Source organism: Chryseobacterium tagetis (assembly GCF_016735585.2).
Lineage (GTDB): Bacteria > Bacteroidota > Bacteroidia > Flavobacteriales > Weeksellaceae > Chryseobacterium > Chryseobacterium tagetis.
Genome location: NZ_JAERSE020000005.1, coordinates 98,082 through 122,093 on the forward strand (window position 1 = coordinate 98,082; position 24,012 = coordinate 122,093).

The 24,012-nt window shown below is 34.3% G+C and carries 25 protein-coding genes; 8 read left to right on the plus strand and 17 right to left on the minus strand.

Translation table 11 applies throughout. From position 1 onward, the window contains the following. Window positions 1–21 precede the first annotated feature (21 nt). Together JI747_RS17245 and JI747_RS17250 are read right to left on the minus strand one after the other, a co-directional pair. The gene (locus tag JI747_RS17245; RefSeq protein ID WP_225690114.1) at window positions 22–1,182 is read right to left on the minus strand and encodes an efflux RND transporter periplasmic adaptor subunit; all 1,161 of its coding nucleotides are present in this window, start codon (window positions 1,180–1,182) and stop codon (window positions 22–24) included. Window positions 1,183–1,656: 474 nt separating this feature from the next. Then, window positions 1,657–2,253: a TetR/AcrR family transcriptional regulator gene (locus JI747_RS17250; protein WP_225690115.1), complete on the minus strand. Its 597-nt coding sequence runs from the start codon at window positions 2,251–2,253 to the stop codon at window positions 1,657–1,659. Window positions 2,254–2,556: 303 nt separating this feature from the next. Between JI747_RS17250 and JI747_RS17255 the strand changes: the two genes are divergently transcribed. Beyond that, entirely contained in the window at window positions 2,557–3,111 is a 555-nt protein-coding gene (locus JI747_RS17255; protein ID WP_225690116.1) for a thioredoxin family protein, read from the plus strand. 51 nt (window positions 3,112–3,162) lie between these two features. Here the strand turns inward: JI747_RS17255 and JI747_RS17260 are convergent, their stop codons facing one another. Next, complete coding sequence (locus JI747_RS17260; protein WP_225690117.1) at window positions 3,163–3,801, minus strand: MBL fold metallo-hydrolase; 639 nt, start codon at window positions 3,799–3,801, stop codon at window positions 3,163–3,165. Window positions 3,802–3,868: 67 nt separating this feature from the next. Here JI747_RS17260 and JI747_RS17265 point away from each other — a divergent pair, with 67 nt between their 5' ends. Then, a complete protein-coding gene (locus JI747_RS17265) occupies window positions 3,869–5,077 on the plus strand; it encodes a type IX secretion system plug protein (protein ID WP_225690118.1) in 1,209 nt (402 codons plus the stop codon). Between the two features lie 86 nt (window positions 5,078–5,163). Here JI747_RS17265 and JI747_RS17270 read toward each other — a convergent pair whose 3' ends face one another. From JI747_RS17270 to JI747_RS17290, 5 genes are all read right to left on the minus strand, one after another. Then, the gene (locus JI747_RS17270) at window positions 5,164–5,424 is read right to left on the minus strand and encodes a hypothetical protein (protein WP_225690119.1); all 261 of its coding nucleotides are present in this window, start codon (window positions 5,422–5,424) and stop codon (window positions 5,164–5,166) included. A 1-nt stretch (window position 5,425) separates the two neighbouring features. After that, entirely contained in the window at window positions 5,426–5,656 is a 231-nt protein-coding gene (locus JI747_RS17275) for a hypothetical protein (protein ID WP_225690120.1), read from the minus strand. 204 nt (window positions 5,657–5,860) lie between these two features. After that, a complete protein-coding gene (gene hemH, locus JI747_RS17280; protein ID WP_225690121.1) occupies window positions 5,861–6,889 on the minus strand; it encodes a ferrochelatase in 1,029 nt (342 codons plus the stop codon). Between the two features lie 11 nt (window positions 6,890–6,900). Continuing rightward, complete coding sequence (locus tag JI747_RS17285; RefSeq protein WP_225690122.1) at window positions 6,901–7,428, minus strand: NADPH-dependent FMN reductase; 528 nt, start codon at window positions 7,426–7,428, stop codon at window positions 6,901–6,903. 11 nt (window positions 7,429–7,439) lie between these two features. Further along, window positions 7,440–8,318 carry a NifU family protein gene (locus JI747_RS17290; protein ID WP_225690123.1) on the minus strand — a complete coding sequence of 293 codons (879 nt, stop codon included), beginning with the start codon at window positions 8,316–8,318 and terminating at the stop codon, window positions 7,440–7,442. 153 nt (window positions 8,319–8,471) lie between these two features. Between JI747_RS17290 and JI747_RS17295 the strand changes: the two genes are divergently transcribed. Then, window positions 8,472–9,008 carry a gamma carbonic anhydrase family protein gene (locus JI747_RS17295; protein WP_225690124.1) on the plus strand — a complete coding sequence of 179 codons (537 nt, stop codon included), beginning with the start codon at window positions 8,472–8,474 and terminating at the stop codon, window positions 9,006–9,008. An 84-nt stretch (window positions 9,009–9,092) separates the two neighbouring features. On the opposite strand, the gene JI747_RS17300 is transcribed toward JI747_RS17295, so the two are convergent. Beyond that, the gene (locus tag JI747_RS17300) at window positions 9,093–9,533 is read right to left on the minus strand and encodes a hypothetical protein (protein WP_225690125.1); all 441 of its coding nucleotides are present in this window, start codon (window positions 9,531–9,533) and stop codon (window positions 9,093–9,095) included. A 63-nt stretch (window positions 9,534–9,596) separates the two neighbouring features. Between JI747_RS17300 and JI747_RS17305 the strand changes: the two genes are divergently transcribed. Further along, complete coding sequence (locus JI747_RS17305) at window positions 9,597–11,723, plus strand: helix-turn-helix domain-containing protein (RefSeq protein WP_225690126.1); 2,127 nt, start codon at window positions 9,597–9,599, stop codon at window positions 11,721–11,723. Between the two features lie 40 nt (window positions 11,724–11,763). Here the strand turns inward: JI747_RS17305 and JI747_RS17310 are convergent, their stop codons facing one another. Further along, window positions 11,764–12,207, minus strand: coding sequence for a hypothetical protein (locus tag JI747_RS17310; protein ID WP_225690127.1), 444 nt, complete (start codon window positions 12,205–12,207; stop codon window positions 11,764–11,766). Between the two features lie 168 nt (window positions 12,208–12,375). On the opposite strand from JI747_RS17310, the gene JI747_RS17315 reads away from it, so the two are divergent. Beyond that, window positions 12,376–12,744: a hypothetical protein gene (locus JI747_RS17315; RefSeq protein ID WP_225690128.1), complete on the plus strand. Its 369-nt coding sequence runs from the start codon at window positions 12,376–12,378 to the stop codon at window positions 12,742–12,744. Window positions 12,745–12,756: 12 nt separating this feature from the next. On the opposite strand, the gene JI747_RS17320 is transcribed toward JI747_RS17315, so the two are convergent. After that, window positions 12,757–13,206: a hypothetical protein gene (locus tag JI747_RS17320; protein WP_225690129.1), complete on the minus strand. Its 450-nt coding sequence runs from the start codon at window positions 13,204–13,206 to the stop codon at window positions 12,757–12,759. 41 nt (window positions 13,207–13,247) lie between these two features. Beyond that, complete coding sequence (locus JI747_RS17325; protein ID WP_225690130.1) at window positions 13,248–13,748, minus strand: hypothetical protein; 501 nt, start codon at window positions 13,746–13,748, stop codon at window positions 13,248–13,250. A gap of 258 nt (window positions 13,749–14,006) precedes the next feature. Here JI747_RS17325 and JI747_RS17330 point away from each other — a divergent pair, with 258 nt between their 5' ends. Both JI747_RS17330 and ribB read left to right on the plus strand, forming a co-directional pair. Further along, window positions 14,007–15,011: an LLM class flavin-dependent oxidoreductase gene (locus tag JI747_RS17330; RefSeq protein ID WP_225690131.1), complete on the plus strand. Its 1,005-nt coding sequence runs from the start codon at window positions 14,007–14,009 to the stop codon at window positions 15,009–15,011. Between the two features lie 58 nt (window positions 15,012–15,069). Further along, window positions 15,070–16,191, plus strand: coding sequence for a 3,4-dihydroxy-2-butanone-4-phosphate synthase (gene ribB, locus JI747_RS17335; protein ID WP_225690132.1), 1,122 nt, complete (start codon window positions 15,070–15,072; stop codon window positions 16,189–16,191). A gap of 22 nt (window positions 16,192–16,213) precedes the next feature. On the opposite strand, the gene fmt is transcribed toward ribB, so the two are convergent. From fmt to folK, 5 genes are all read right to left on the minus strand, one after another. Beyond that, the gene (gene fmt / locus JI747_RS17340) at window positions 16,214–17,161 is read right to left on the minus strand and encodes a methionyl-tRNA formyltransferase (RefSeq protein WP_225690133.1); all 948 of its coding nucleotides are present in this window, start codon (window positions 17,159–17,161) and stop codon (window positions 16,214–16,216) included. Window positions 17,162–17,222: 61 nt separating this feature from the next. Beyond that, window positions 17,223–19,124 (minus strand): RecQ family ATP-dependent DNA helicase, encoded by a 1,902-nt coding sequence (locus JI747_RS17345; protein WP_225690134.1) that lies wholly within the window; start codon window positions 19,122–19,124, stop codon window positions 17,223–17,225. 75 nt (window positions 19,125–19,199) lie between these two features. After that, entirely contained in the window at window positions 19,200–20,657 is a 1,458-nt protein-coding gene (locus tag JI747_RS17350; protein ID WP_225690135.1) for an OmpA family protein, read from the minus strand. Window positions 20,658–20,695: 38 nt separating this feature from the next. Then, complete coding sequence (locus tag JI747_RS17355; protein ID WP_225690136.1) at window positions 20,696–21,802, minus strand: OmpA family protein; 1,107 nt, start codon at window positions 21,800–21,802, stop codon at window positions 20,696–20,698. A 17-nt stretch (window positions 21,803–21,819) separates the two neighbouring features. Further along, window positions 21,820–22,236: a 2-amino-4-hydroxy-6-hydroxymethyldihydropteridine diphosphokinase gene (gene folK, locus JI747_RS17360; protein ID WP_225690137.1), complete on the minus strand. Its 417-nt coding sequence runs from the start codon at window positions 22,234–22,236 to the stop codon at window positions 21,820–21,822. Window positions 22,237–22,255: 19 nt separating this feature from the next. On the opposite strand from folK, the gene sppA reads away from it, so the two are divergent. Next, window positions 22,256–24,010 (plus strand): signal peptide peptidase SppA, encoded by a 1,755-nt coding sequence (sppA, locus tag JI747_RS17365; RefSeq protein WP_225690138.1) that lies wholly within the window; start codon window positions 22,256–22,258, stop codon window positions 24,008–24,010. Window positions 24,011–24,012 lie beyond the last annotated feature (2 nt).

Here is a 24,012-nt window from a genome sequence, read left to right on the forward strand (position 1 = left end):
TCTTCTGTATTCTGAAAAGAATTACAAAGGTTTTGCTTTCAGTAAGCTGTCAGAAGAAATAGCTTTTGGTTTGATGGAAGCACCATCTTTTAAGCTGCCCAATCCTGTGAATACGATTTTTTCTCCAGGTTGCAGTCCTTCAGAAATAAAGTAATAGCTATCAGTTTTTCCTGAGATTTTAATGGGTTTGCTGGTTACTTTTTGATCTTTTCCAACGATATAGACATACGTTTTATCCTGTATTTCAAAAGTAGCTTCCTGTGGAATAACCACTGCATTTGACATAAGTTGCGGCATACGAACACGCCCTGTATTTCCTGTTCTCAATGCTCCGTTTGCATTTGGGAAAACGGCACGAACGCTGATTGCTCCTGTAGTTTTATCAAACTGTCCGTCAACAATACTCATTTTTCCTTTTTGTGGATAAATGCTGTTGTCTGCAATCACCAAATCAACCATTGGCATATTTTTTAGTTTTTGGTCTAAAGTGGCTCCTTCATATTTATTTTGGAAAGCAATAAAATCAAGTTCACTTAAAGAGAAATAGGCATAGATCTCACTGATGTCAGATAATAAAGTCAATGGACTCGCATCTGTTCTTGAAATAAGACTTCCTTTTTTGTAAGGAATTCTTCCGATGTATCCGCTTACCGGTGCTGTGATGGTTGTGAATCCAACATTGATTTTTGCACTGCCTACTGAAGCTTTTGCCTGTGAAGCGGCTGCAACAGCAGCTGCGTAATTGGCTTTTGCGGTTCTCAGCTGTACATCCGAAACTACTTTTGCCGCAACAAGAGGTTCCAGTCTGTCAACTTCTACTTTTGCTTTTTGGATGTTGGCATTGGCAGCCTGTAAATTGGCACTTGCCATATTCATTTGCTCTCCGTATGCTCTTGAATCTATTTTAAATAAAGGTTGTCCGGCTCTCACATAAGCGCCTTCTTCCACATAAATTTTATCTAAATAACCGTCCACCTGCGATCTGATTTCCACGTTGTTTTTTCCTTCCAAAGCGGTTGGAAATTCCTGATATGTAGTAGCTGGAGACGTAATTACGGTATAAACAGGCAGTTCTGGAGCTGGAGGAGCCATATTTGATCCTTCAGCAGCTTTTGTGCAGTTTTGTAAAAGGATAATACTTGATATAAGTACAATGAACCTTATTTTTCCAGGTATTTTCATTTTGAGTTTAAATTTTTAATGAAGTGTTAAATTAAATAATGTTGTTTTTAAATTGAATTCTGTTATATTTCCTAACAGTGTTAATGATTTGTTCAAAAAAAATTTCAGAATTCTTAATCTGGCTTAAATTGTTGTTTACATGATTACAATTTTAAATGTTTTTGGTTTGGATGTTTTTGCGTGTTATTTTTCTGAACAGTGTTAATGATAAGGAAATAAAATCGCAAGAATTAAGGTGAAAAAATCATATTTCATAATAGAAAATTGTTTTTAATGTTGATGTAAGTATAAGTAAGATGAGGTGTCTAAATTGTGTTATTTTTACTAACAGTGTTAATTATTGAGATAAAAAAAATTGCTTGTCAATAATTAGTTTTAAAATTTTACATTTCTTTTAATTCGTTTTTAATGAATGGTTTAAATTAATTAAGTGTTAATAATCCTAACGGTGTTAATTTTTAGTTCAAAAAAAATTTACAAAGACTTAATGAAAGCAGAAACTGTTTCATCCAAAGTCGTCTTGTTCATCGTAGAAGGAATATCGTCGTTACGCATCATCATAATAGAGATCAATCCGTGTACCGCTGAAAACAGCGCATGAGACATATGACAGGCATTGTCAGGATTTGATCCGCTTTTTTTAATAATTTCATACGTGCAATCGTAAAGCATATCCTGAAAAGATGAAAATTCTTCTTTCATCATTCCTTTTCCGCTACATTGCATTCCCAATCCGAACATCAATTGATAATACTCTTTGTTTTTAAATGCAAATTTCCAATAGGCATCTACAATAGCTTTCAATTGTTCATCCGGAGCGTCGTGTTCTCTCTGGGCTTTTAACAATTCTATGTGCAAACAATTGAAACCATTCAACGAGATCTCGTATAAAATAGCTTCTTTGTTTTCAAAATAATCATAAACTACCGGTGCACTATATTCAATGGCATCGGCAATTTTTCTCATGGAAAGTGAAGCCCACCCTTCGGTTTTTGCTAAAGAGAAAGCCGCATCCAAAATATTGGTACGTATATTTTCTTTTTCTCTTTGTCGACGTTCATGTAGACCCATGATTTTTTATTACTAACAGTGTTAGCAAAACTACAAACTTTTGATCATAACTTCCAAACAAATTTTAAAGTTTAACTTTTAAAGCAAGGTTTTTGAGAGCTAGTGTAGTTGGACTGGATGTCGTAAGAATGGGAGCTGAAAGTAGTTTTAAGTTGTCAATTGTTGAAATTATTGTAAAAATAAATGAAGTTTATAGCCAGGCTCAATTAAATGATAAATGTATAACTTCCATCTTCCTGCTTTACGCTTGCTTACTTATATAATCAAAGAAAATCTATATCTTTGTGATCAAATAAAAAAGTTATGAATACTCCCTCAAATATGATTGATTTGGGTACAAAAGCACCGTTTTTTGAGCTTCCGAACCCGTCAAAAACTAACGAAATTCAGTCATTGGATGATCTGAAAGGAGAAAATGGTACGTTGGTGATCTTCATGTGCAACCATTGTCCGTTCGTTCTTCATGTGATTGATAAACTGAACGAATTGTATGAAGATTATAATGAAAGAGGGATTGAGTTTATTGCTATCAACTCGAATAATGTAGAGAAATATCCTGATGATGCTCCGGAAAAAATGATCGAATTCCAGATTGAAAGAAAATTTGATTTTCCTTATTTATATGATGAGAGCCAGGCAATCGCAAAAGCATATAATGCAGCATGTACACCAGATTTCTTTTTCTTTGATGAAAAGCTGGATCTTGTCTACAGAGGGCAGATGGATGATTCAAGACCGGGAAATAATAAAGATGTAACAGGAGAAGATTTAATTATTGCTTTTGAAAATCTTTTGTTGGGTGAACCACAGGAAGAAATTCAAAGACCGAGTATGGGATGTAATATTAAATGGAAGTAAGATGAGTAAATCATTATAAAATAAAAGCCGTCATTATTGACGGCTTTTTAATTATTTAAGGAAAGGATTATGCTGTTTTTCAAATCCGATGGTGGTAGAATTTCCATGTCCGGAAAAAACTTGAGTTTCATCATCAAGGATAAAAAGCTTGGTTTTGATCCCATCTATTAATTGCTCGTAGTTTCCTTTGTATAGATCTGTTCTTCCTATACTTCCTTCAAAAAGAACATCGCCGGAGATCATGAACTTTCGCTCATCATTATGATAGACTACACTTCCAGGAGAATGTCCCGGAACATGGTAGATTTTAAATTTCTCTCCGTCAAGATCAAGTTCGTCACCTTCATTTACATAGGTAGTTTCCACGGCAACCGGAGGTACCTGAAATCCAAATCTTGCGCCACTTGCCGAAAGCATATCTAAAACTTCCTGATCGTCTTTGTGTAAAATAACAGGAACCTTATAAGTATCAAAAGCCCATTGTAGTCCTAAAACATGATCTATATGAGCGTGTGTTAAAAGAATTTTCTGAATATTTAATTTATTTTCAGTGATAAAATTGCTGATCACATGGGTTTCCTGCTCATTCATGTTTCCCGGATCAATAATCCATGCATTTTTACTGTCGTTGTAAAGGATATACGTATTTTCACTTGCAAAATTGAACACGAATCTCTGAATATGAAGCATAATTGAATTTTTTTTCAAAAATACGATATTATGGAGAAAGTGTGTATTTTTCGTTATCTTCGTTATAATGAAAACTTTGCAATTATTTTTATTTTCTCTTGGGGGACTGGTGTTTGGACAAAATATCCAGAGCATTCAGCTTTTTAATCCTCAAACCAACGATGAGACGCCGGTAATCAAAATGAATGAAACTTTGGTTTTAAGTTTTGATGATCTTACCAACAGGAACGAAATCTACAGATATACCATTAAACATTATGACCGAAACTGGGAAGATGATAATCTTTTCTTTACTGAATTTGCTAATGGAAGTTTGAATGGGCTTTTAGATAATTTTCAATATTCATTTAATACGTTACAAGCGTATACTCATTACAAGCTTGTTTTTCCAAATGATAAGATACAGCCTAAAATCTCCGGTAATTTTGAATTGATCGTTTACAAAGATTCTGCTGAAAAGCCTCTTCTAAAAAAAAGGTTTTATGTGGTGGAAGATAATGTCAGTGTCGCTTTGGATATTTCAAGATTTGCTGACAAAAATCCGAATCTCAACCAGAGAGTGGAAGTGCAGGTGCTTCCGAAAGGAGGGGATATCACATCAAATGTCAACTCTATGACTCTGAATGTAATGCAGAATAATAATCCTAATATGGTCATCAAGAGTTTAAAACCGAGTATTACTTTAGGAAATAAACTGCTTTTTCAACAGCTGAATCTTGCTTTTCCGGGAAATAACGAATTCTATTATTTTGATAATAAGAGTATGAATATAGCGGCCGATATGGTTCGTGCAACAGAGGTTAAAGACGGAGTGAATAATACGTATCTTCATCCGGTTTGGGCTTATCCTTTAAATTATCAGTATCAGCCTGATGTAAATGGAGCTTGGTATTACAGAAGGAGCGATTTAGGAATTGAAAGAGATGCGGAAAGAGAAGCTGATTATTCTTGGGTATATTTTTCAATAGAATCAGATCCTATGGATAAGGAGTTGTATGTTTTGGGAGGGTTCAATAATTTTAATCCGTCTAAAGAATATCAGATGCAATATGATGAGACTTCTAAAAAATATGTAGCGAAAATATATCTGAAACAAGGTTTTTATAATTATATCCTGGCAACGAAAGATGCAAATGGAGTGGTAAATTTAGGAGAAATTAACGGAAACTTCTGGCAGACCGAAAACCTTTATCAGGGCTTTTTGTATTATGCTCCTTTTGGGAGAAATTATGATGGTTTGATGGGGTATGGTGAATTTAGGACACCAGTAAGATAGTCAAAAGATACATAGTTTTAAAATAAAAACCCTTATAGAAATTTCTGTAAGGGTTTACATATAATAATAGCTTAGGAATTCCTTTTTCAGACTTTGAAAATAGCCGTTACCAATAAATTTTCGTTATCCTCAAATATGTAATGAATATTTACAGGGAAATTTTGCATGGTATTGACGGTAACTTCCTTATATTTTGTTTCATGGTTTTTGTTGTGGTGTAGGATTTCGCCGATTGATACTTTTAAATCTTCGAGAAAATCTATTCCTTTATTTTTTTTTTCCGCATTAAATACCCGCATAAGAAGCCTTATGTCGTTTTTGGCAATGGAAGACAGGAGAACGTTCATTTTATGCGCAATTCTTTTTCAGCTCGGAAATATTTTCGTAAAAATCTAGTTTTGTTGTTGGATTCTCATTGTGAAACTGAATTCTGTACAAAACTTCATCCAGGTGAAATTGAGAAATCGCAGGTTTGTTGTTTACTTCAAAACTTTCTACCATTTTAGCAAATGCTTCTAGAGTTTCCGGGCTGAAGTTTTCGATCTTTGCTTTTAAAATTTCGGCAGTTGCATTCATCATTTTAAAATTTTAAGGTTGGTGATGTTATTTTGATGGGGTAAAGGTATGAAAAATATTTAAATTTTACATTTTTATTTAAAAATAATAGGGGTGTTTCAAAATAAAATATATTTTATTTTGAAATTGTATTTAAAAATTAGGGGGTGTTGTTTTTAAAATCTTTTTTTATAAAAAAAATAACCTCCGTTTCCGAAGGTTACTATTTTAAACTAAATAAAATTCATTGAGCTTTTCCTCACAAAGAGTTTTTACTACTTCAATCCATCGGTCCTCATCGTTCAGACATGGAATATAATGGAAGTTTTCTCCACCACCGTGTAAAAACTGTTCTTTGCCTTCCACTGAAATTTCTTCCAGAGTTTCCAGACAGTCTGAAACGAAAGCTGGACAAACAATTGCCAGATTTTTAATTCCTTTTTTGCCAATACTTTCAAGAGTTTCATCTGTGTAAGGCTCCATCCATTTGTCTTTTCCTAATCTGGATTGGAAAGTAACCATTACTTTTTCTTTTGGCAATCCTAATTTTTTAATGACAGAATTGGTGACATCAAAACATTGATGACGATAACAAAACTGATGACTCGGATTACTCTCACGCGAACAGCAATCGTTTAAATTACATGTTTTCGTAGGATCGGTTTTGTATATATGTCTTTCCGGAACTCCGTGATAAGAAAACTGTAAAGCATCAAAATTCTCAGGAAGTTTTTCTTTAATGCTTTCCGCAAGACATTCTATATAAATATCTCTATTGTAAAAAGGCTGAATATAATTGATTTTTACATCCGGGAATTTGGCTTTTCTTACTTCCTCGGCTTTTTCAATTACCGTTTCCGTTGTGCTCATCGCATATTGTGGATACAACGGGAAAAGTACGATTTCAGTAACGCCTTTCTCTGTTAATTTTCTGATCCCTGTTTCAATGCTTGGTTCTGCATATCTCATTCCGATTTCTACCGGAACATCCACAAGTTTCTGAAGTTTTTTCTGAATTTTTTCTGTAATGACAATCAGAGGTGATCCTTCATCTGTCCAGACTGTTTTGTAAGCTTCTGCAGATTTTGCAGGTCTTGTATTTAAAATAATTCCACGAACCAAAAGTGCACGGAAAATCCAGCGATAGTCAATCACTCTTTCATCCATCAGGAATTCATCCAGATATTCTTTTACATCATTTACTGCTGTGGATTTTGGTGAACCAAGATTTACCAGTAAAATTCCTTTTTTAGCCAAAATTTTTAATTTTAATTATCAATAGACTTTTCAAAATTCATCATAAATTTTGAAATTTGGGTAAAGGTATCGTTTTCTATTGAGCTGTTTTTATCAAATTTGCCCTTTATACCTTTTATCAGCAGTTGGTGGTCATCAACTTTTGCGCCAAGAGTCTTCAGGATTAATAATAATTCTTCATGCCCTTTTTCTCCATTGGCAGAAGCTGTTACAACTCCAACAGGTTTTTCACTAAAAATAGTGGTGGAAACACACCATTCCAATAAATTTTTTACTCTACTCGGAATACTGAAAATATATTCCGGCGTAGAAAAAAGTACACCTGCTGAAGTATAGATATCTTCGCGGATTTTCAATACTTCAGCAGGTGTATTATTATTGGTAAGTTCTGTATCAAAATGCGGGAGGATAGAAAGGTTATCATAGAGCACGAAATCAACATTGGTTCTTGTCTCCAATGCTTGTTCCATTAATTTTAAATTGCTGGAATTTTTCGTAGCGCTTCCAATAATGATGATGATCTTCTTTCTATCAGACATTTTGTAGAAAATTATCCGTTTACAGCTTCCACTCTTTCTACCAAATCAGGTACGAATTGTTTTAAAATATTTTCAATCCCGCCTTTTAATGTAGCTGTTGAACTTGGGCACCCTGAACAAGCACCCTGTAAAAGCATTTTTGCCGTTTTATGTTCCTTATCGTATTCCATCAAAGAAATCTTTCCGCCATCGTTTTCTACTGCAGGCGCAACATATTCATTTAAGATGTCAGAAATTTTCTGTTCGTCGTCCGTATATTCTCTGTTGATGATTTTTTCTACAGGATTTTCGTGTTTCTGAGCTTCAATAGTAGAAATTTCACCTCCGTTTTGAAGGTATTCAGCGATAAAACCGCGAACAGCCATCATGACTTGGTGCCATTCTACAGAATTATCTCTTGTTACCGCTACGAAATTATCAGAAATAAAAACCTCAGTAGTAAAATCGAACTCTTTGAAAATTCCCTGAGCCAAAGGAACTCCTTCTGCTTCATCTCTGGATTTTACTTCTACGAAACCGTCTATTAATAATTTGCTGGAAACGAACTTCATCACATTCGGATTTGGAGTCATTTCCGCGTAAATCTGATACATTTCTTTTCTTTTCTGAAGATAAATTCTCGGGTTGGCCAACAATTCGTCTTCCACTATGTTTTTCAGACTTTCAGCTACGTGCTCCCATTCTACAGTATCTTGCTTTGCAACGGCTACAAAATTAGCCGTAATGAAAATTCTTTCTACAAACGGATAGTTGAAAAGTTCCTGTGCTAAAGGAATTTCTGAAATATCTGAGTCTCTGTCCAACTCCAAAGATCCCGGGATCAGGTTGTAATCCGCGACAAATTTCATCACTTTCGGGTTTTCGGTTGGTTCTATAAGGATAGTATGCATTTTTTCGTTAAATTTGAGATACAAAAATACGGAATTAGAAATTAGAAGTTAGAAGCAGGAAGTTAGATTTTCGCTATCGGTATCATTTTAAAATTGTGAGATCTAAAATTTAATTTCCCAATGAGCTCATTATCAAATTTTCAAATTAAAAATATGGCACTTATAAAAGAACTTTTAGGCAAAGCACCACAAATAGGAGAAAATGCATTTTTGGCTGAGACAGCTACTATTATTGGAGACGTTACGATGGGAACAGATTGTAGCATCTGGTACAATGCGGTGATCAGAGGAGATGTTCATTACATCAAAATGGGAAATAAAGTGAATGTTCAGGATAATGCAATGCTTCATTGTACCTATCAGAAACATCCTTTAAACATAGGAAACAATGTATCGATTGGTCACAATGCAATTGTTCACGGATGCACCATTCATGACAATGTTTTGATCGGAATGGGAGCGATTGTAATGGATGAATGTCTGGTGGAAGAGAATTCTATCGTAGGCGCGGGTTCTGTGGTAACACAGGGAACTCATATCAAATCCGGAGAAGTTTGGGGAGGAGTTCCTGCAAGAAAAATTAAGGATATTAATGCACAGTTACTGGAAGGAGAAGTAAACAGAATTGCAGATAATTATGTGAAATATTCTTCCTGGTATAAAGAAAACGTAAAGCATGTTGAAGGATAGTAGTATCAACTGTCTTCAAGGAAATTAATAGAAAAGTTCTCTCAATGTAAATTGGGAGAACTTTTTATTTTAAATGATATGATATTAATAAACTAAGACTGCTTTTCCGTTTTCACATTTCACTCCCGTAGGTTCGGCAGGCATCATACAGTCAGAAGTGATGTTGTATTTTTTATTGTATTCGGACATTGCGTTTTTATAAAATTCGATTTTAGGAAGCAATGTGCTTTCTATTTTTTTTGGATAAGCGATATAGGAAACGGGGCCACCACAGGCTTTTGATCCTATAGGAGAAAACGTCCAGTCTGTGGCATTTGTGCATTCTTCTTTTGCGATTTCTTCATGAATAGCAGACTCTATGGCTTCTAATCTTGCCTGATCATACTTTTGGCTGTTTTCATCGGCAGGTCTTTCGGAAATATCTTTTGGAAGGTTTGAGTCATCATTGACGACTGTTTTACATGATACGGCAAAAAGGGATAAGCAAAATGTAATGACGGATATTTTTAGCAGCTGGTTTTTCATAAATTTTTTTTAACTAGAATCAAAGTTTATGCCTTAACAACATTTTCCGTAATTTTGACAACGATGAACAATCATTTTTTTGACTTAATAGAACATACCAACCGAAGTATATTTTTAACGGGGAAAGCGGGAACAGGAAAGACGACTTTCCTCAATGATTTTGTAAGACGGACACGTAAAAAACACATTGTAGTTGCTCCTACGGGAATTGCAGCGATCAATGCAGGCGGTGTTACCATTCATTCAATGTTTGGATTGCCGCTGAGAACTTTTTTACCCACTACCGATAGAATTGACACCAGTTTGGCAAATAATATTGCCGATCTGATGCCCCATTTTAAATATCGAAAAGACAAACTAAAACTTTTAAGAGAAGTTGAGGTTATCATTATTGATGAGGTTTCGATGCTTCGTTCCGATGTACTGGATATGATGGATTTTTCTTTACGGTTTATCCGTAGAAATAATCAGCGTTTTGGTGGGGTTCAGATGTTGTTCATCGGGGATCTGTATCAGCTTCCGCCGGTAGTGAGAGATGAGCATATTCTGAAAATGTATTACAATTCTCCTTTCTTTTTCGACAGTTTGGCGATCAAGGAAATTCCTTTAATTACCATTGAACTCACAAAAGTCTACCGTCAGTCTGACGAAGAATTTTTGGAGATCTTAAATGCGATCCGTGACGGTGATGTTGCCAATATCGATTTTGATCATCTGAATAAAAGATATGATCCGGATTTTGATATGGGGAAAGAATCTTACGTTTATTTGTGTTCACACAATAAAATGGCAGATGAAATCAATCAGGAAAAGCTAACGGAAATAAAAGTTGATGCTAAAACTTATGAAGCCAAGCTTTTTGGAGAATTTAAGGAGAATCAGTTTCCCAACGAACAGTTTTTAGAACTGAAAGTCGGAGCGCAGGTTATGTTTATCCGCAATGATATTTCCGGAGAAAAAAAATATTTCAACGGAAAGCTGGGTGAAATTTCCGCAGTGGATGAAAACGAAATTAAAGTCGTTCTTGAAGGAAGTGAAAGGGAAATTGTTGTAAAACGTGAAGTCTGGGAACAGAAAAAATATTTTCTGGATACTGATAAAACCATCAAGGAAGAAGTGTTGGGAAGTTTCGAGCAGTTTCCGATAAAGTTGGCTTGGGCGGTTACGATTCATAAAAGTCAGGGACTGACGTTTGATAAGGTAATTATTGATGCCGGAAAAAGTTTTACCGCAGGACAGGTGTATGTGGCATTGTCACGTTGCCGAACACTGGAAGGAATTATTTTAAAATCTAAAATTACACCTGAAGTTATTTTTAAAGATAACCGGATTCTGAAATTTCAGGGGGAAACTCACGCCAATGATAATGTGGAAGCCATTTTAAACCAAGAAAAATATGATTACAGCATCAGAAAAGTTCTTCGTACCGTAGATTCTCAATGGCTGCTGAATGAAGTTGAAGAATGGAATAAACTGTCAATTGCGGCCAAAAGTATTGATAAGGTAAAGACCAATCAGTTGTATCTTCAGTTGAAGCATGAGATCATTAATCTTGGAAAGATCTTCGAAAAACTGGAAAGAGTCATTTCTCAAAAAGTCAATAATTTTATTGAACAGAAAGAAGAATGGTCTGAAATTGAAAATAAAACCAAAGGCGCGGTTAATTTCTTCTTTACGGAGATCAGAGATAAAGTTTTTAATCCTCTGAAAGAATTCTATGCCGAAATAAAAGGGGTAAAAGGTCTGAAACAATACAATGAAGAATTTAGAAGCTGGCTGGAAGATGTGGAAGAATATCTGAACAGTTTAAAAGAAATTCATTTATTGGACACCAAATTATTGGATGAGAAAAATGATAAGGAAATCAGCATGAAAATTGCTAAAGTTCCGTCTCAGGTTCTTACCTTCCAATTATTTGAACAGGGAAAAACAATTGCAGAAGTTGCGTTGGAAAGAGGATTGGTGAAAGAAACGGTCATTGGTCATCTGGCGAAATTTGCAGAGCAGGGTTTACTGGATATTTCTAGAGTGATTACTTCAGATAAAATAAAAACGTTTGAAAATGTGTTCTATGAAAATCCAAAAGAAACGTTGACCGAATGGAAGAATGCATTGCCTAATGATTTTGAATTTAATGAAATCAGAATTCTTATTAATCACTTTACTTATTTAAAAGAGAAAGGAAAATAAAATAAAAAAGGTTTTAGAATTACTAAAACCTTTTTTATATCTATTTATTTAATAAATCCTGATTGATATGGTATCCTACAATTTTGATGTTACCTTCTTTATCTTTTTGTAAAGTAAAAGTTTCATGGGTCGTTTCATTGCCTCTTTTTACATCATAAGTGAACAGATATTCACTTTTCGGATCGGTTCCTTTTACAACCAGAGTTTCCCATTTTGAAAGATTGTATTCCTCGACAGGTCCGATTTTAGTGACCATGCTCAATAATTCTTCAAGTTTTGCCTTATCTGTTACTTCGAAAAATTTTTCGCCAAATAACTTGTGAACATTATCCTGATTAGTTCCATATTGAAGTTCCCAGTAAAATTTTTGAGGAATTTTTTCGCCATCTGCTTTGTCGGATTCCCGATCTTTATAAAATTGATTGAAATTGCAGCTTAGCAGAAGAAATAATGTGATCAGTAAGTAAGCTATTTTTGATTTCATGGTTTTGAAAATTAGTAGAACGATATTAATAATTTTAAGCCTAAAATAATCTGATCTTTGATGAGTTAGTCTTCATATTCTGAATTAAATTAAAATAATTACATGTTATTGTTTTGATAATCAATATTTAAAATATTTTTTTATATTTTTATACTAAACATTAATATCATGAAATATCTTTTTATAACATTATTCTTATTCTTTCTGAATGCTGATAAAAAAGTAGAATTTAATTATAATTTATTAATAGGTTCCTGGTCACAGAAATCAATTGCCAATACTACTTCTACGGGAGTTTTCACCTTTAAAAAAGACAGTATGGCCGGCCTAGAAATGAGAAATGGGAAAACCGACGCCATGATTGGCGGTATGACGGGACCTTATTCTTTAAAAAGATCAAAAGGAATTTTGAAAATGTCTTTAATGGGAAAAGAAAAAGAATTTGAAATTCAGGAACTGACTTCCGATGTTTTAGTCATTCAAAATAAAAAAGAAGGGAAGGAAAAGCAGGTTTTTAATAGATTGGTTGAAAAATAAAAATTTAAATACTTAATTATATACCACGAGTTTCTTTTTGTTATTTTCCCAATAACTTTCCCGGCGACTTATGTTTTTATACTGAGGTTCTTTATTTTCCCTTTCATGAAATTTATTTTTATCAGTCTCAATACATTCAATGACTGTAAAATAATTTTCATCAAGAGTATTGAAATTAACCAGCTTTAGATAAGCATCAATAGAATTTTTGTCAATCATAATCTTTCCGCCTCCGCACCAATGTCTGTTTTGTCCGTTTTTCTTCACACCCGAAACCCAATATTCTTCCCCAGTTTCTATGTCAAAATGGTTTCCTGAAATTCCGGTATTTTTGAGTTTTTTTAATGCTTTTCCATTAAAATAAATTGTTTGTCCAGATTTTGAAAACTCAACAAAGCCTATCCATGCAGGTCCGTTATGACCAAAGGATTTGTTTTCGATGTACATTATTTTTGATTTCATACTTTCTATTGGTTAATTTTTAGGTCAGTGAAATGAGAATTTTATTTTTTTTCAAAATCATACAGTGTGATGTAGTCAATTTTACGTTGCCATATTTCAGTCATGGACGCGTGTGGAAATGCTCCGGATATTGATGTATTCTCAAATTCATTTTTATAATAATATTTTATATCTGCTTTATAGCTTAATGAAACATCTAGATTGCTTCTTAAGTTAAGTACAGTTTTCCAATCCTTATCTTCTTTTCCTTCCTTATAATATGCCCCCATAAAGAATAATTCAATTGTTTTTTCTTTAGGATTTTCAGAAAAAAGTTTTTCCCGTTTGTCTAATGAATAATATTTTTCGTAAGGTTCAATATTCAAAACACGATATTCATACTTATCTCCTTTTTCTCTTAATTCAAGAGTGATTTTTGAACCTAGAGGAAATGTGAAGACACCATAATCAGTTGGAAACTTGGTAGGAATATTTAAACGTTCCTGAGAAATTAATCTGTTGCTAAATATTAGAACTGTAAAAAGTAATAAAATTTTTTTCATTGTAAATTACTGTAAAGAAATTAAGGATAAGTGTTTTTCCAAATATATAAAAAGAATTTTTCCTACGAAAAAGTATATAATTATAATATTAATTTCCAATAGTTTTTTCCTGAACTACCCAATCCATTCTATCGATTACAAAAAGTAACTAATGCAATTTATTAGTCTTAAATTTGCTTGATTTTTATACCTGAAATTTAGAACATGAAATCGACAAAGGAAATTCTCTATTTCCTTTAAAAAAATAAATATCTCAATATGAAAAATTTTGAAATATCGGTACTTGATCTTGCGCCTGTAAAGCAGGAGAAAAGTATTCACGATACTTTTCAGGACAGTTTGTCTTTAGCAAATTACACTGAAAATTTAGATTATAAAAGATTCTGGCTTGCAGAACATCATAATATGGAAAGCATTGCCAGTTCTGCAACTTCGGTTTTAATTGGTTTTATTGCCAACGGAACAAAAAAAATAAGAGTAGGTTCTGGGGGAATTATGCTTCCCAATCACAGTTCATTAGTGATTGCCGAACAATTCGGTACACTGGAATCTCTTTTTCCCGGAAGAATTGATCTTGGGTTGGGTAGAGCTCCCGGAACAGATGGATTGACGGCTCAAGCGTTGGGAAGAAATCCGGCAATCATCAATCAGCAGTTTCCAAGACAAATTCTTGAATTACAAAAATATTTCTCTAAAGAAAATCGTGATGCTTTGGTGCGTGCGATTCCCGGAGAAGGATTGGATATTCCGTTGTATATTTTAGGATCAAGTACAGATAGTGCTTTTTTGGCAGCAGAATTGGGACTTCCATATGCATTTGCCGGACATTTTGCTCCTGAACAAATGGAAATGGCGTTTAATATTTATAAAGAGCATTTCGAGCCTTCAAAATATTTAGATCAACCGTATATCATCGCCTGTGTAAACGGAGTTGCGGCTGAAACTTCTGAGGAAGCACATAAAATTTCGACCACGCTGTTTCAGGCTTTCATTAATATTATAAGAAACGACAGGAAACCTTTTGCGCCGCCTGTTGATGATATGGATGAAATCTGGTCTTCTATGGAAAAAACAATGGTGTTACAGAAACTAAAATATACTTTAATAGGAGATCAAAAGGAGATCGAAGAAAAGCTGAAAAGTTTTCAGGAAAAATTCAATGTGGATGAATTAATGATTAACTCCCATATTTACGATCATCAGAAAAGATTGGAGTCTTATCATATTTTCAGAAATGCCAAAAACTCAATATTCAAAGCATAAGATTAATTGGAAGATGCCTTTTTTTATGAGTATCTTTGCATAAATTTAAAAAGTAAAAATGTCTGATATTAAATTAAATACTATTCCAGAGGCTATTGAAGACCTTAAAAATGGTAAAATAATCATAGTAGTAGATGATGAAGACAGAGAAAACGAGGGTGATTTTCTTTGTGCAGCTGAATTGACAACACCGGAAATCATCAATTTCATGGCACTTCACGGAAGAGGATTAATCTGTATGCCGCTTCCTGAAAAAAGATGTGATGAACTAGGTTTGGAAGTAATGGTAAGCAGAAGCAGCGACCCGAAAGAAACTGCTTTCACAGTATCGGTTGACCTTCTTGGAAACGGAACTTCTACAGGAATTTCTGCAGGAGACAGAGCGAAAACAATTTTAGCTTTGATGGATGAAAAATCTAAACCAACAGATTTCATGAGACCTGGACACATTTTCCCACTTCGTGCAAGAAAAGGTGGAGTTCTAAAAAGAGCAGGCCATACAGAAGCTGCAATCGATCTTACCCATTTAGCTGGTTTGAAAGAAGGTGGTGTAATCTGTGAGATTATGAATGAAGACGGATCAATGTCCCGTTTACCAGACCTACACGTTTTTGCTCAGAAGCATGATATGAAAATCGTTTCTATTGAAGATTTGATTCACTATCAGCTTAAAAAAGGAAACCTGATCGAAAGATTGGAAGAAAGAAAAGTAAAAACAGCTTATGGAGAATTTGATTTCTTCGCTTTCAGAGAAACTTCAAATGATCAGATCCATTTTGCTTTGACGAAAGGAGCTTGGACTGTTGACGAGCCCGTTTTGGTGAGAGTTCAGTCTTCTGATTCTTATTTTGATGTATTGACAAGATTGAATAACGGTGAAAAACCTTTATTGGAGAAAGTAACCAATATGGTAAATGAAGCTGGAAAAGGAGCTGTTATTTTCATCAATAACGTTTCAAATTCTGAAAATACATTAAGAAAGCTACAGCAGTTCTTAAACTATCAGGACGGTCAGGAACAACGTCCTACGTTAGCATACAATTACAGAGATTACGGAATCGGAACTCAGATTCTGAAAAATCTGGGAATTAATAAGTTTAAAGTAATCACTCAGAATCCTAATATCAAACCTCAGGTTGGAGGATATGATGTTGAGGTGACGGAGTTGGTTCAATTATAAAAAAGAAAATGGCTTGATTGTATCAAGCCATTTTTATTTCGTCGAAGTTTCTGAAACCATTCAGAAAATCCTTTATATTCATTCTTTTCTTTCCTTCCAGTTGTAATTCTAAAGGAAAATAGACACCGTCTTTCGTGTAGATTTTAAATTCATTTTTCGAAATATCTAAACTCCCGACAGCTTTTCCATGATTGGAAAGTTCAAATTTTCCACCGAATATTTTTAATCCTTTTTCTTCTTCTCCAATTTTCAATGTGGTGAAAGCAGCCGGATAAGGTGACATTCCCAACACAAACTGATGAACTTCTTTTGAGGTTTTGGTCCAGTCGATTTTTGTATCTTCTTTAAAGATTTTATAAGCATTTTTTGGATGCTCAACATTCGGTTGAGGTTTTTCTATGATTGAATTTTCTGCCAATCCATCCAATGTTTTTACCACCAATTTTGAACCCATTTCCATTAATCGGTCATGAAGGCTTCCTGCATTTTCATCCGGTAAAATAGCTAATTCTTCCTGTAACAGAATATTTCCCTCATCAATTTTTTCATTGATAAAAAATGTAGTTGCTCCGGATTTTTCTTCGCCATTAATGACTGCATAATTAATCGGAGCGGCCCCTCTGTAATCAGGAAGTAGGGAAGCATGCAGATTGAAAGTTCCCATTTTAGGCATGTCAAATAATATTTTAGGCATCATTCTGAACGCTACCACCACAAAAACATCAGCATCAAGTTTTCTTAATTCTTCCAAAAATTCCGGATTTCTCAGTTTTTCAGGTTGAAAAACGGGAAGATTATTTTCTACAGCAAAAACTTTTACAGGAGACTGATTGATTTTTTGTCCGCGCCCGCTTGCTTTATCTGCAACAGTTACAACGCCTACAACTTCGTGATGAGATTGATGAATGGCTTCCAGTGAAGTCTTCGCAAACTCAGGAGTGCCTAAAAAAACTACTTTCAATGATTTCATGGTGCAAAGATAAACTTTGTTGATTTAAAAAATTAAGGATATATCAAATATCATCCATCACCTATGCCAAGGCGTAGGTTCTAAAATTCAGCATTTTTACCTTCCCCGAATCCAAAAGATAAATAAGATTTTCCAGAATGTTGTCTTTCGGGTGATAAGTCAGTTGTATCGATAAGTCCTCTATTGTTGCCGGTTTTTTAGCTAAAATATTAATGATTTCCAGAGAAATGTTTTGTCCGAAAACAGATCGTTTCTTTTTTTCACAAACAGAACAATTACCACAGTTTTTTGCATCCTTTTCTCCAAAATAAGAAAGGATCAGCTTCATTTTGCAATGTCGGTTGTCTTCAAGATAGAATTTCATTTCTTCCCATTTTTGGATTTTGTTTTTTTGAATGTGTTCAAAAAGTTTCCAGTAGGAGCTGTTGATCACTCTTTCGTCTCTGGGTTTTAAAAATTTAATGCTGGAAAGTGCTCCGTCAATATATTCAACATAATTTTTTTGCTGCAGTTCTTTTAATCTTTCTTTTATTAAATGAACACTCACCTCAATTTTATTGCTTACCTGCTGTTCACTGAACATTACTTTGTGCGTAGCAATTCCTGAAACGGTTCTTAGTAGGAGCTCAATAAAATAAGCATCTTTCTGAGGTAGCTGATCAATTTCATCAGGTTTCATCAGTAGTTGAAGAGAAGAGAGGCTTTTATTATTATTAAAATAAATAATTTCCTGATTGTGCAGAAAGCCTAATACATTATTAATTTTTGCTTTTGATAACCTTGTGAAATTCTGAATTCCTGCTATATTTAGTTGGAAAACCTTTTCAGGTAGTTCGTATTCTGCAACCTGAAAGATAGAGTAGAGGTAAGAAATTATTTTTAAAAACTCGGCTTTATTCGGAATCTGGTTTTTTAAGATCTGATCAAAATTTGAAAGTTCCTGCTTGTCCCAAAGCAAAAATGCAAAACTTTTTTTACCATCTCTTCCTGTTCTACCTATTTCCTGATAATAATTTTCAATAGAAGGAGCAGGAGAGAAGTGAATAACGAAGCGAACATTATCTTTGTCGATTCCCATTCCGAAAGCATTGGTAGATATTAAAACATGCTGGTCGCTTCTGTTCCAAATATTTTGCCTTGTATTTTTTTCTTTTGTTGTTAATCCAGCATGAAAGAAATCAACATTTTTTAATTGATTTTTATGAAGAAATTCGGTAAGCTGTTCCGCATCTTTTCTTGTTCTTACATATATAATTCCTGATTTTGTAGCATATTTTAAAATGTCAAAAACTCTTTGATATTTATCTGAAATTTCTTCTGAAAATATTTTGATATTATCTCTTTTGAAACTTTTCTGAAATACAGTAGGATTCTTTAATTCAAGTTTTGCTTTTATTTCATCTAAAACTTTTGGTGTAGCTGTTGCTGTTAAAGCTAAACAGGCTATTCCGGGATGGTTTTTTCGAAATTCTTTAATATTCTGATAACTGGGTCTGAAATCTTGTCCCCATTCTGAAATACAGTGCGCTTCATCTACAGCAATAAAGGATAGCTGAATTTCTTCAATATTTTGTAAGAATTGAGTATTCGTCAATCTTTCCGGAGAAACGTACAATAATTTTGTAAGTCCGTCCTTGCATCTGTTATAAATAACTTCTGAATCAAATTCATCCAGTTCTGAAGATAAATATTCTGCTTCAATCTGATGGCTTTTCAGTTGATTAACCTGATCTTTCATAAGTGCAAGTAATGGTGAAATGACCAAACATACACCTTCCCGAAGAAGTGCAGGCAATTGATAACAAAGCGATTTCCCTGCTCCTGTAGGTAATAATGCCAGTGTGTCTTTAGAATGCAGCACAGAATCTATTATTTCTTCCTGAGAATCCCTGAAAGTATCATAGCTCCAAAAATACTTTAGAGTGTCGAATTTTAATTTTTGAAGGTCTTGTGGAGAAATCATAGGGTAAAAATAAGGAAAGTATCAACACAAAAAAAGTCACGCATTGCGTGACTTTTAAATATAATAGAAAGTTTACTATTTAGCTTCGAAATAAACCCTTCTGTTTGCTCTGTTTTTCCATTCTGGACATTTTGTAGCAGGATCACATTCAGGATATTTTAAGTCTTTTTTACCTTTACCGATAGCATTTAATTTTCCAGACTCTACTCCATTTTTAATTAAGTAGTCTTTTACATTATTTGCTCTTCTTTCAGATAATTTTTGGTTGTAAGCATCAGTACCTCTTGTATCTGTTGCACCTACCACTGTATATGTACCAGTAGATGAGTTGATATAATTTACAGCGTTGTTAAGGATAGGTGTGTTAGATGGCAAGATTCTATCTGAGTTAAGATCAAATTCGATTCCTTCAAGCGTTCTTGTATCATCTGTTACAGGCCCGGTTGTAGCAGGTGCAATAGGGCAACCAGCATTTTCAACAGGTCCAGGAACAGTTACACATTTATCGTAAAGGTCGATTACTCCGTCTAGGTCTGTATCAAGTGCAACTCCGGCTCCGTCAACTCTTGCACCAGCAGGAGTATCAAGCTGTCTGTCCCAATCGTCACAAACACCATCATTATCTAAGTCACCTTTTTTACAAACTTCAATATCTTGGTTTTTATTAGCTAAAACATCTAGTTTGTAATATACTTCCTGAAGTGGGTCATGCCACATCAAGTGAGATTCGTGTTTTCCTAATTTTAAGCTTACCCCTAAAGTAGCATTAAAGAAGTTGTCAGAAACTTGCTCTTCACGTTGGTTGATTGGACTATACTTGTTACCTCCACCATCAAATTCATCATCACCAGTGATTACATACATTAATCTACCTTCAATATCAATTCTTCTGTTAACTTTAAATTTAACACCGGCACCAGCTTGAGCAAACATAGAACCTAATTTAAAAGGTTTTTCTTCTGTAACCAATCTTTGCCCCATCTCATCTTTCTGATAAGCTCTGTAAGCTAATGTACCAACACCTCCATAAGCGTGTAAAGCCCATCTGTAAGGAGACTTGTTGTCTACTCTTCTTAATAGGTTTGAAATATTAAGATCCCCGATTAAAGAGATCGCATCATATTGAGTTCTTGCTCCTACATGCTGAGTCGAAGATGCATCTGCGGGAGCTGCTTTTTTAGTACTGAACCATCCTTGTCTGGTTTCTCCTCTGTCATATTGTAAATTAATACCAAAAGCATGAGTAATCGCTTTATCAATACTTACATATGCAGAATATCCGAAAAGGTTTTTACCGTTACCATTTTTTATTGATGTCAAATCTGCCGATTGCATTAATGGCACACCAACCCCAGCTGAAATAGCCCAATCATTAAATCTTTTAGATTTGTTAGTGAAAGGAGAAACGTTAGCTGAACCTGATGAAAAAGTATTAGGATATTTTTCTGCAGCCGAAACTGCTGTTGAGTCTTGTGCAAAGCTTACGGCAGGAACGGCCAGTGCTAATGCTACAATTGCTAAACTTATTTTCATAGTGTATTTTTATTATTTAGTTAATTAAATGATTTTATTTATTTAGGACAACCAGCATTTTCAACTGGTCCCGGTACAGTTACGCATTTATCGTAAAGATCAATCACACCGTCAAGATCCATATCAAGGGCAACACCGGCTCCGTCAACTCTTGCACCAGCAGGAGTATCAAGTTGTCTGTCCCAATCATCGCAAACTCCGTCATTGTCTTGGTCTCCTTTTTCACAAACAACAAAATCTACATTTGTATTTTCTAATGTATGAATTCTAGCATACGTTTCTTGTAATGGGTCATGCCAAGCTAAGTGAGATAGATGCTTTCCTAATTTGAAAGATACTCCTAAGTTAACAGTCCAAGCATTGTCAGATCTTCTTTTGTTGATCATGTTATACTTAGAAACATTAGATGTCGGATCGTAATCTGCAGGTCCTGCATTTCCTCCTCCGTCAAATTCATCATCCCCACTCATAATATACATCGTTCTTGCTTCTACATCAATAAGCCTTGAAACATTATATTTCAATCCAATACCAAACTGGTAATAGATTGAATTAAGATCCATTTTTTGCTTAATAAATAAAGGAACTCTTGCTGGAGTAGTACTCCACCTGAATTCATTATTATCATGTAAAGATGTATTATAACTCATTAAACCAACACCGGCATAACCATGGAACGCCCATCTGTAAGGAGAAAGGTTGTCTACTCTTCTCAAAAGATTTGAAAAGTTAACATCTCCCATTAAGGCAATCTGATTAAATTTAGTGTTAGCTTCCGCAATTCCTGCGGCAATACCAGCAGCTCCTTCAAGCTGTGCTTTCTGTGTCGTTTCACCTCTTTGGTAAATAACGCTAAGTCCCATAAAATGGGTGATTTGTTTGTCAATACTCACGTAAGCGTTATATCCCCAGTTGACCTTTTTATCGGTAATCGATTTCAGATCAGAGTGAACCATGAAAGCAGCACCTCCCCCAACTGAAATAGACCAGTCATTGAATTTTCTGGCTTTGTTGTTGAAAGGCTGTACATTGGCAGAACCAGAGGAGAACGTATTAGGGTATTCATCGTAGGAACTAACAGCAATACTGTCCTGTGCATATGTTGCAATAGGCAATGCAGCTAATAATAATAAACCTAATTTCATACAATATGTTTTATGTTTTAGATAAAGTCTTTTAAAATTATCTTAGAGAATTCCCTTTCAAAAAGATGCTTCTGATGAGGGATTTCTAGCTTTTCTGACACAAATTTCAGGTTGTCAAACTTTACAATATCAATATCTATTACTCTGTCTGTATAGCCTCCAAGGGTGCTAGAATCCTGAGTTCTTCCCATCTCAACTTCAATTCTTTTGATCTGTTTAAGTAGTTGAATAGGTGAAAAATGTGTGCATATTACTAGTGCAATATTACAAAAAATATTACAACTAGCAAATTCTACGGGTTCAGTAATTAAAAATTCACTAAGGGCTGTCACTTTTCCTACTTCCTGATTAAGCTTTTGAATGGATAACTCTATATTTTTTTTTTTATCACCAAGGTTACTTCCGAGTAACAAAACGACATGATGTTGCGACATATTGTTTAAAATAAATTTTATGAAGAGTTTCTTTAAAAATGTATTGGCAAATATAGTTGCATTTGTAATACTATCTGCCGTGTTTTTTTTCTTTTTTATAGTCGTTATTTTCTTCAGTGCGATGAGTGGAGAAAAGTCTGTTGTAGTAAAAAAGAATTCAGTTTTAACAATTAATTTGAAGACGGATATTATAGATAGTCCTACAGAAGAACAAGCAAGTATATTCAGTGTAAATAATAAGAATAAGAGTGTATTATTATATGATGTTTTAGAAGCAATTAAAAATGCTAAAACAGATGATAATATTAAAGGAATCAGTATTGAAACGGATCAATTAAATGCAGGTATTACTCAGCTTGATGATATTAGAGCTGCTTTAGAAGATTTTAAGAAAAGTGGGAAATTCGTATATGCGTATGGGAATGGAGTTTCCCAGTCTACTTATTATTTAGGATCTGTGGCAGATCAGTATTTTTTAAATCCTTCAGGAATGATCGATTTAAAAGGCCTGTCTACAGAGGTTACTTTCTTTAAAGAATTTGCTGATAAATATGGTATCGGAATAGAAGTGATCAGACATGGTAAATTTAAATCGGCTGTAGAACCTTTTATAAGAAATGATATCTCTGATGAAAACAGAGAGCAGTTAAGTACTTTGCTTAATGATATCTGGGGGAATACGGCTGCGAAAATATCAGCTTCGAGAAAAATAGATGCAGGTCAGTTCAAAACTGCTGTAGACAGTCTTTACGGGATGATCCCTGAGCAAAGCTTGAAATATAAATTAGTAGATAAATTAGTTCAGAAATCAGAATACGATGATTTTATCAAATCTAAAGTAGGAACTTCTAAAGATGATAAACTGAATAAGGTATCTATCACAAACTATATCACTTCATATTCAGATAAAAATAAATCAGGAGATGGAGTAGCGATATTATATGCTTCGGGTTCTATTAATAACGGAGATAAATATGGAGATATCTATTCTGAAAAATATGTAAAATATATTCAGGAGCTTAAGAAAGACGATAAAGTAAAAGCGGTTGTTTTCAGAATCAATTCTCCGGGAGGGAGCGCAAATGCATCAGACGAAATTTTATATGAACTTCAACAGCTTAAAAAAGTAAAACCAGTTGTAGTGTCATTTGGAGATTATGCGGCTTCAGGAGGATATTATATTGCGATGTCTGCAGATAAGATTTATTCTGAACCGAATACACTTACAGGTTCAATAGGCGTTTTTGGAGTGATGCCTTATTATAAAGAGATTGCTAATAAAAACGGGATCCGTTCAGATATTGTTGCTACAAATGCTAATTCAGCCTATTATTCAGCCTTAAACGGACTTACGCCCTATGGAGTTGCGCAAGTGACGAGAAGTGTAGAAGGAACTTATAAAAGATTCGTTCATTTTGTAACGCAAAACAGAAAACAAACATTTGAGCAGATTGATAATGTAGGTGGAGGAAGAGTATGGAGTGGAGTACGTGCTAAGCAGATTGGATTGGTAGACGATTTGGGAACGCTTGATGATGCTGTAAAATTCGCTGCACAAAAAGCAGGATTGAAATCTTATGGCGTAACTTCATATCCGAAGAAAAAGACTGCATTTGAACAAATTTTCGATGACATGAATGAAGATGAAATTTCTGCAAGAATTATCAAAAGCAAAATAGGGAAGACGAATTATGATATTCTAGAGCAGGTAACCAATGAGAAACTGAGATCTGAAGTGAAAATGGAAATGCCATATCAGATAAAAATTAACTAAAT

Excerpts from the sequence above, each read along its gene's own strand:
- JI747_RS17245 (WP_225690114.1), bottom strand. The coding sequence starts at position 1,182 with ATGAAAATACCTGGAAAAATAAGGTTCATTGTACTTATATCAAGTATT.
- JI747_RS17250 (WP_225690115.1), bottom strand. The coding sequence starts at position 2,253 with ATGGGTCTACATGAACGTCGACAAAGAGAAAAAGAAAATATACGTACC.
- JI747_RS17255 (WP_225690116.1), top strand. The coding sequence starts at position 2,557 with ATGAATACTCCCTCAAATATGATTGATTTGGGTACAAAAGCACCGTTT.
- JI747_RS17260 (WP_225690117.1), bottom strand. The coding sequence starts at position 3,801 with ATGCTTCATATTCAGAGATTCGTGTTCAATTTTGCAAGTGAAAATACG.
- JI747_RS17265 (WP_225690118.1), top strand. The coding sequence starts at position 3,869 with ATGAAAACTTTGCAATTATTTTTATTTTCTCTTGGGGGACTGGTGTTT.
- JI747_RS17270 (WP_225690119.1), bottom strand. The coding sequence starts at position 5,424 with ATGAACGTTCTCCTGTCTTCCATTGCCAAAAACGACATAAGGCTTCTT.
- JI747_RS17275 (WP_225690120.1), bottom strand. The coding sequence starts at position 5,656 with ATGATGAATGCAACTGCCGAAATTTTAAAAGCAAAGATCGAAAACTTC.
- JI747_RS17285 (WP_225690122.1), bottom strand. The coding sequence starts at position 7,428 with ATGTCTGATAGAAAGAAGATCATCATCATTATTGGAAGCGCTACGAAA.
- JI747_RS17290 (WP_225690123.1), bottom strand. The coding sequence starts at position 8,318 with ATGCATACTATCCTTATAGAACCAACCGAAAACCCGAAAGTGATGAAA.
- JI747_RS17295 (WP_225690124.1), top strand. The coding sequence starts at position 8,472 with ATGGCACTTATAAAAGAACTTTTAGGCAAAGCACCACAAATAGGAGAA.
- JI747_RS17300 (WP_225690125.1), bottom strand. The coding sequence starts at position 9,533 with ATGAAAAACCAGCTGCTAAAAATATCCGTCATTACATTTTGCTTATCC.
- JI747_RS17305 (WP_225690126.1), top strand. The coding sequence starts at position 9,597 with ATGAACAATCATTTTTTTGACTTAATAGAACATACCAACCGAAGTATA.
- JI747_RS17310 (WP_225690127.1), bottom strand. The coding sequence starts at position 12,207 with ATGAAATCAAAAATAGCTTACTTACTGATCACATTATTTCTTCTGCTA.
- JI747_RS17315 (WP_225690128.1), top strand. The coding sequence starts at position 12,376 with ATGAAATATCTTTTTATAACATTATTCTTATTCTTTCTGAATGCTGAT.
- JI747_RS17320 (WP_225690129.1), bottom strand. The coding sequence starts at position 13,206 with ATGAAATCAAAAATAATGTACATCGAAAACAAATCCTTTGGTCATAAC.
- JI747_RS17325 (WP_225690130.1), bottom strand. The coding sequence starts at position 13,748 with ATGAAAAAAATTTTATTACTTTTTACAGTTCTAATATTTAGCAACAGA.
- JI747_RS17330 (WP_225690131.1), top strand. The coding sequence starts at position 14,007 with ATGAAAAATTTTGAAATATCGGTACTTGATCTTGCGCCTGTAAAGCAG.
- ribB (WP_225690132.1), top strand. The coding sequence starts at position 15,070 with ATGTCTGATATTAAATTAAATACTATTCCAGAGGCTATTGAAGACCTT.
- fmt (WP_225690133.1), bottom strand. The coding sequence starts at position 17,161 with ATGAAATCATTGAAAGTAGTTTTTTTAGGCACTCCTGAGTTTGCGAAG.
- JI747_RS17345 (WP_225690134.1), bottom strand. The coding sequence starts at position 19,124 with ATGATTTCTCCACAAGACCTTCAAAAATTAAAATTCGACACTCTAAAG.
- JI747_RS17350 (WP_225690135.1), bottom strand. The coding sequence starts at position 20,657 with ATGAAAATAAGTTTAGCAATTGTAGCATTAGCACTGGCCGTTCCTGCC.
- JI747_RS17355 (WP_225690136.1), bottom strand. The coding sequence starts at position 21,802 with ATGAAATTAGGTTTATTATTATTAGCTGCATTGCCTATTGCAACATAT.
- folK (WP_225690137.1), bottom strand. The coding sequence starts at position 22,236 with ATGTCGCAACATCATGTCGTTTTGTTACTCGGAAGTAACCTTGGTGAT.
- sppA (WP_225690138.1), top strand. The coding sequence starts at position 22,256 with ATGAAGAGTTTCTTTAAAAATGTATTGGCAAATATAGTTGCATTTGTA.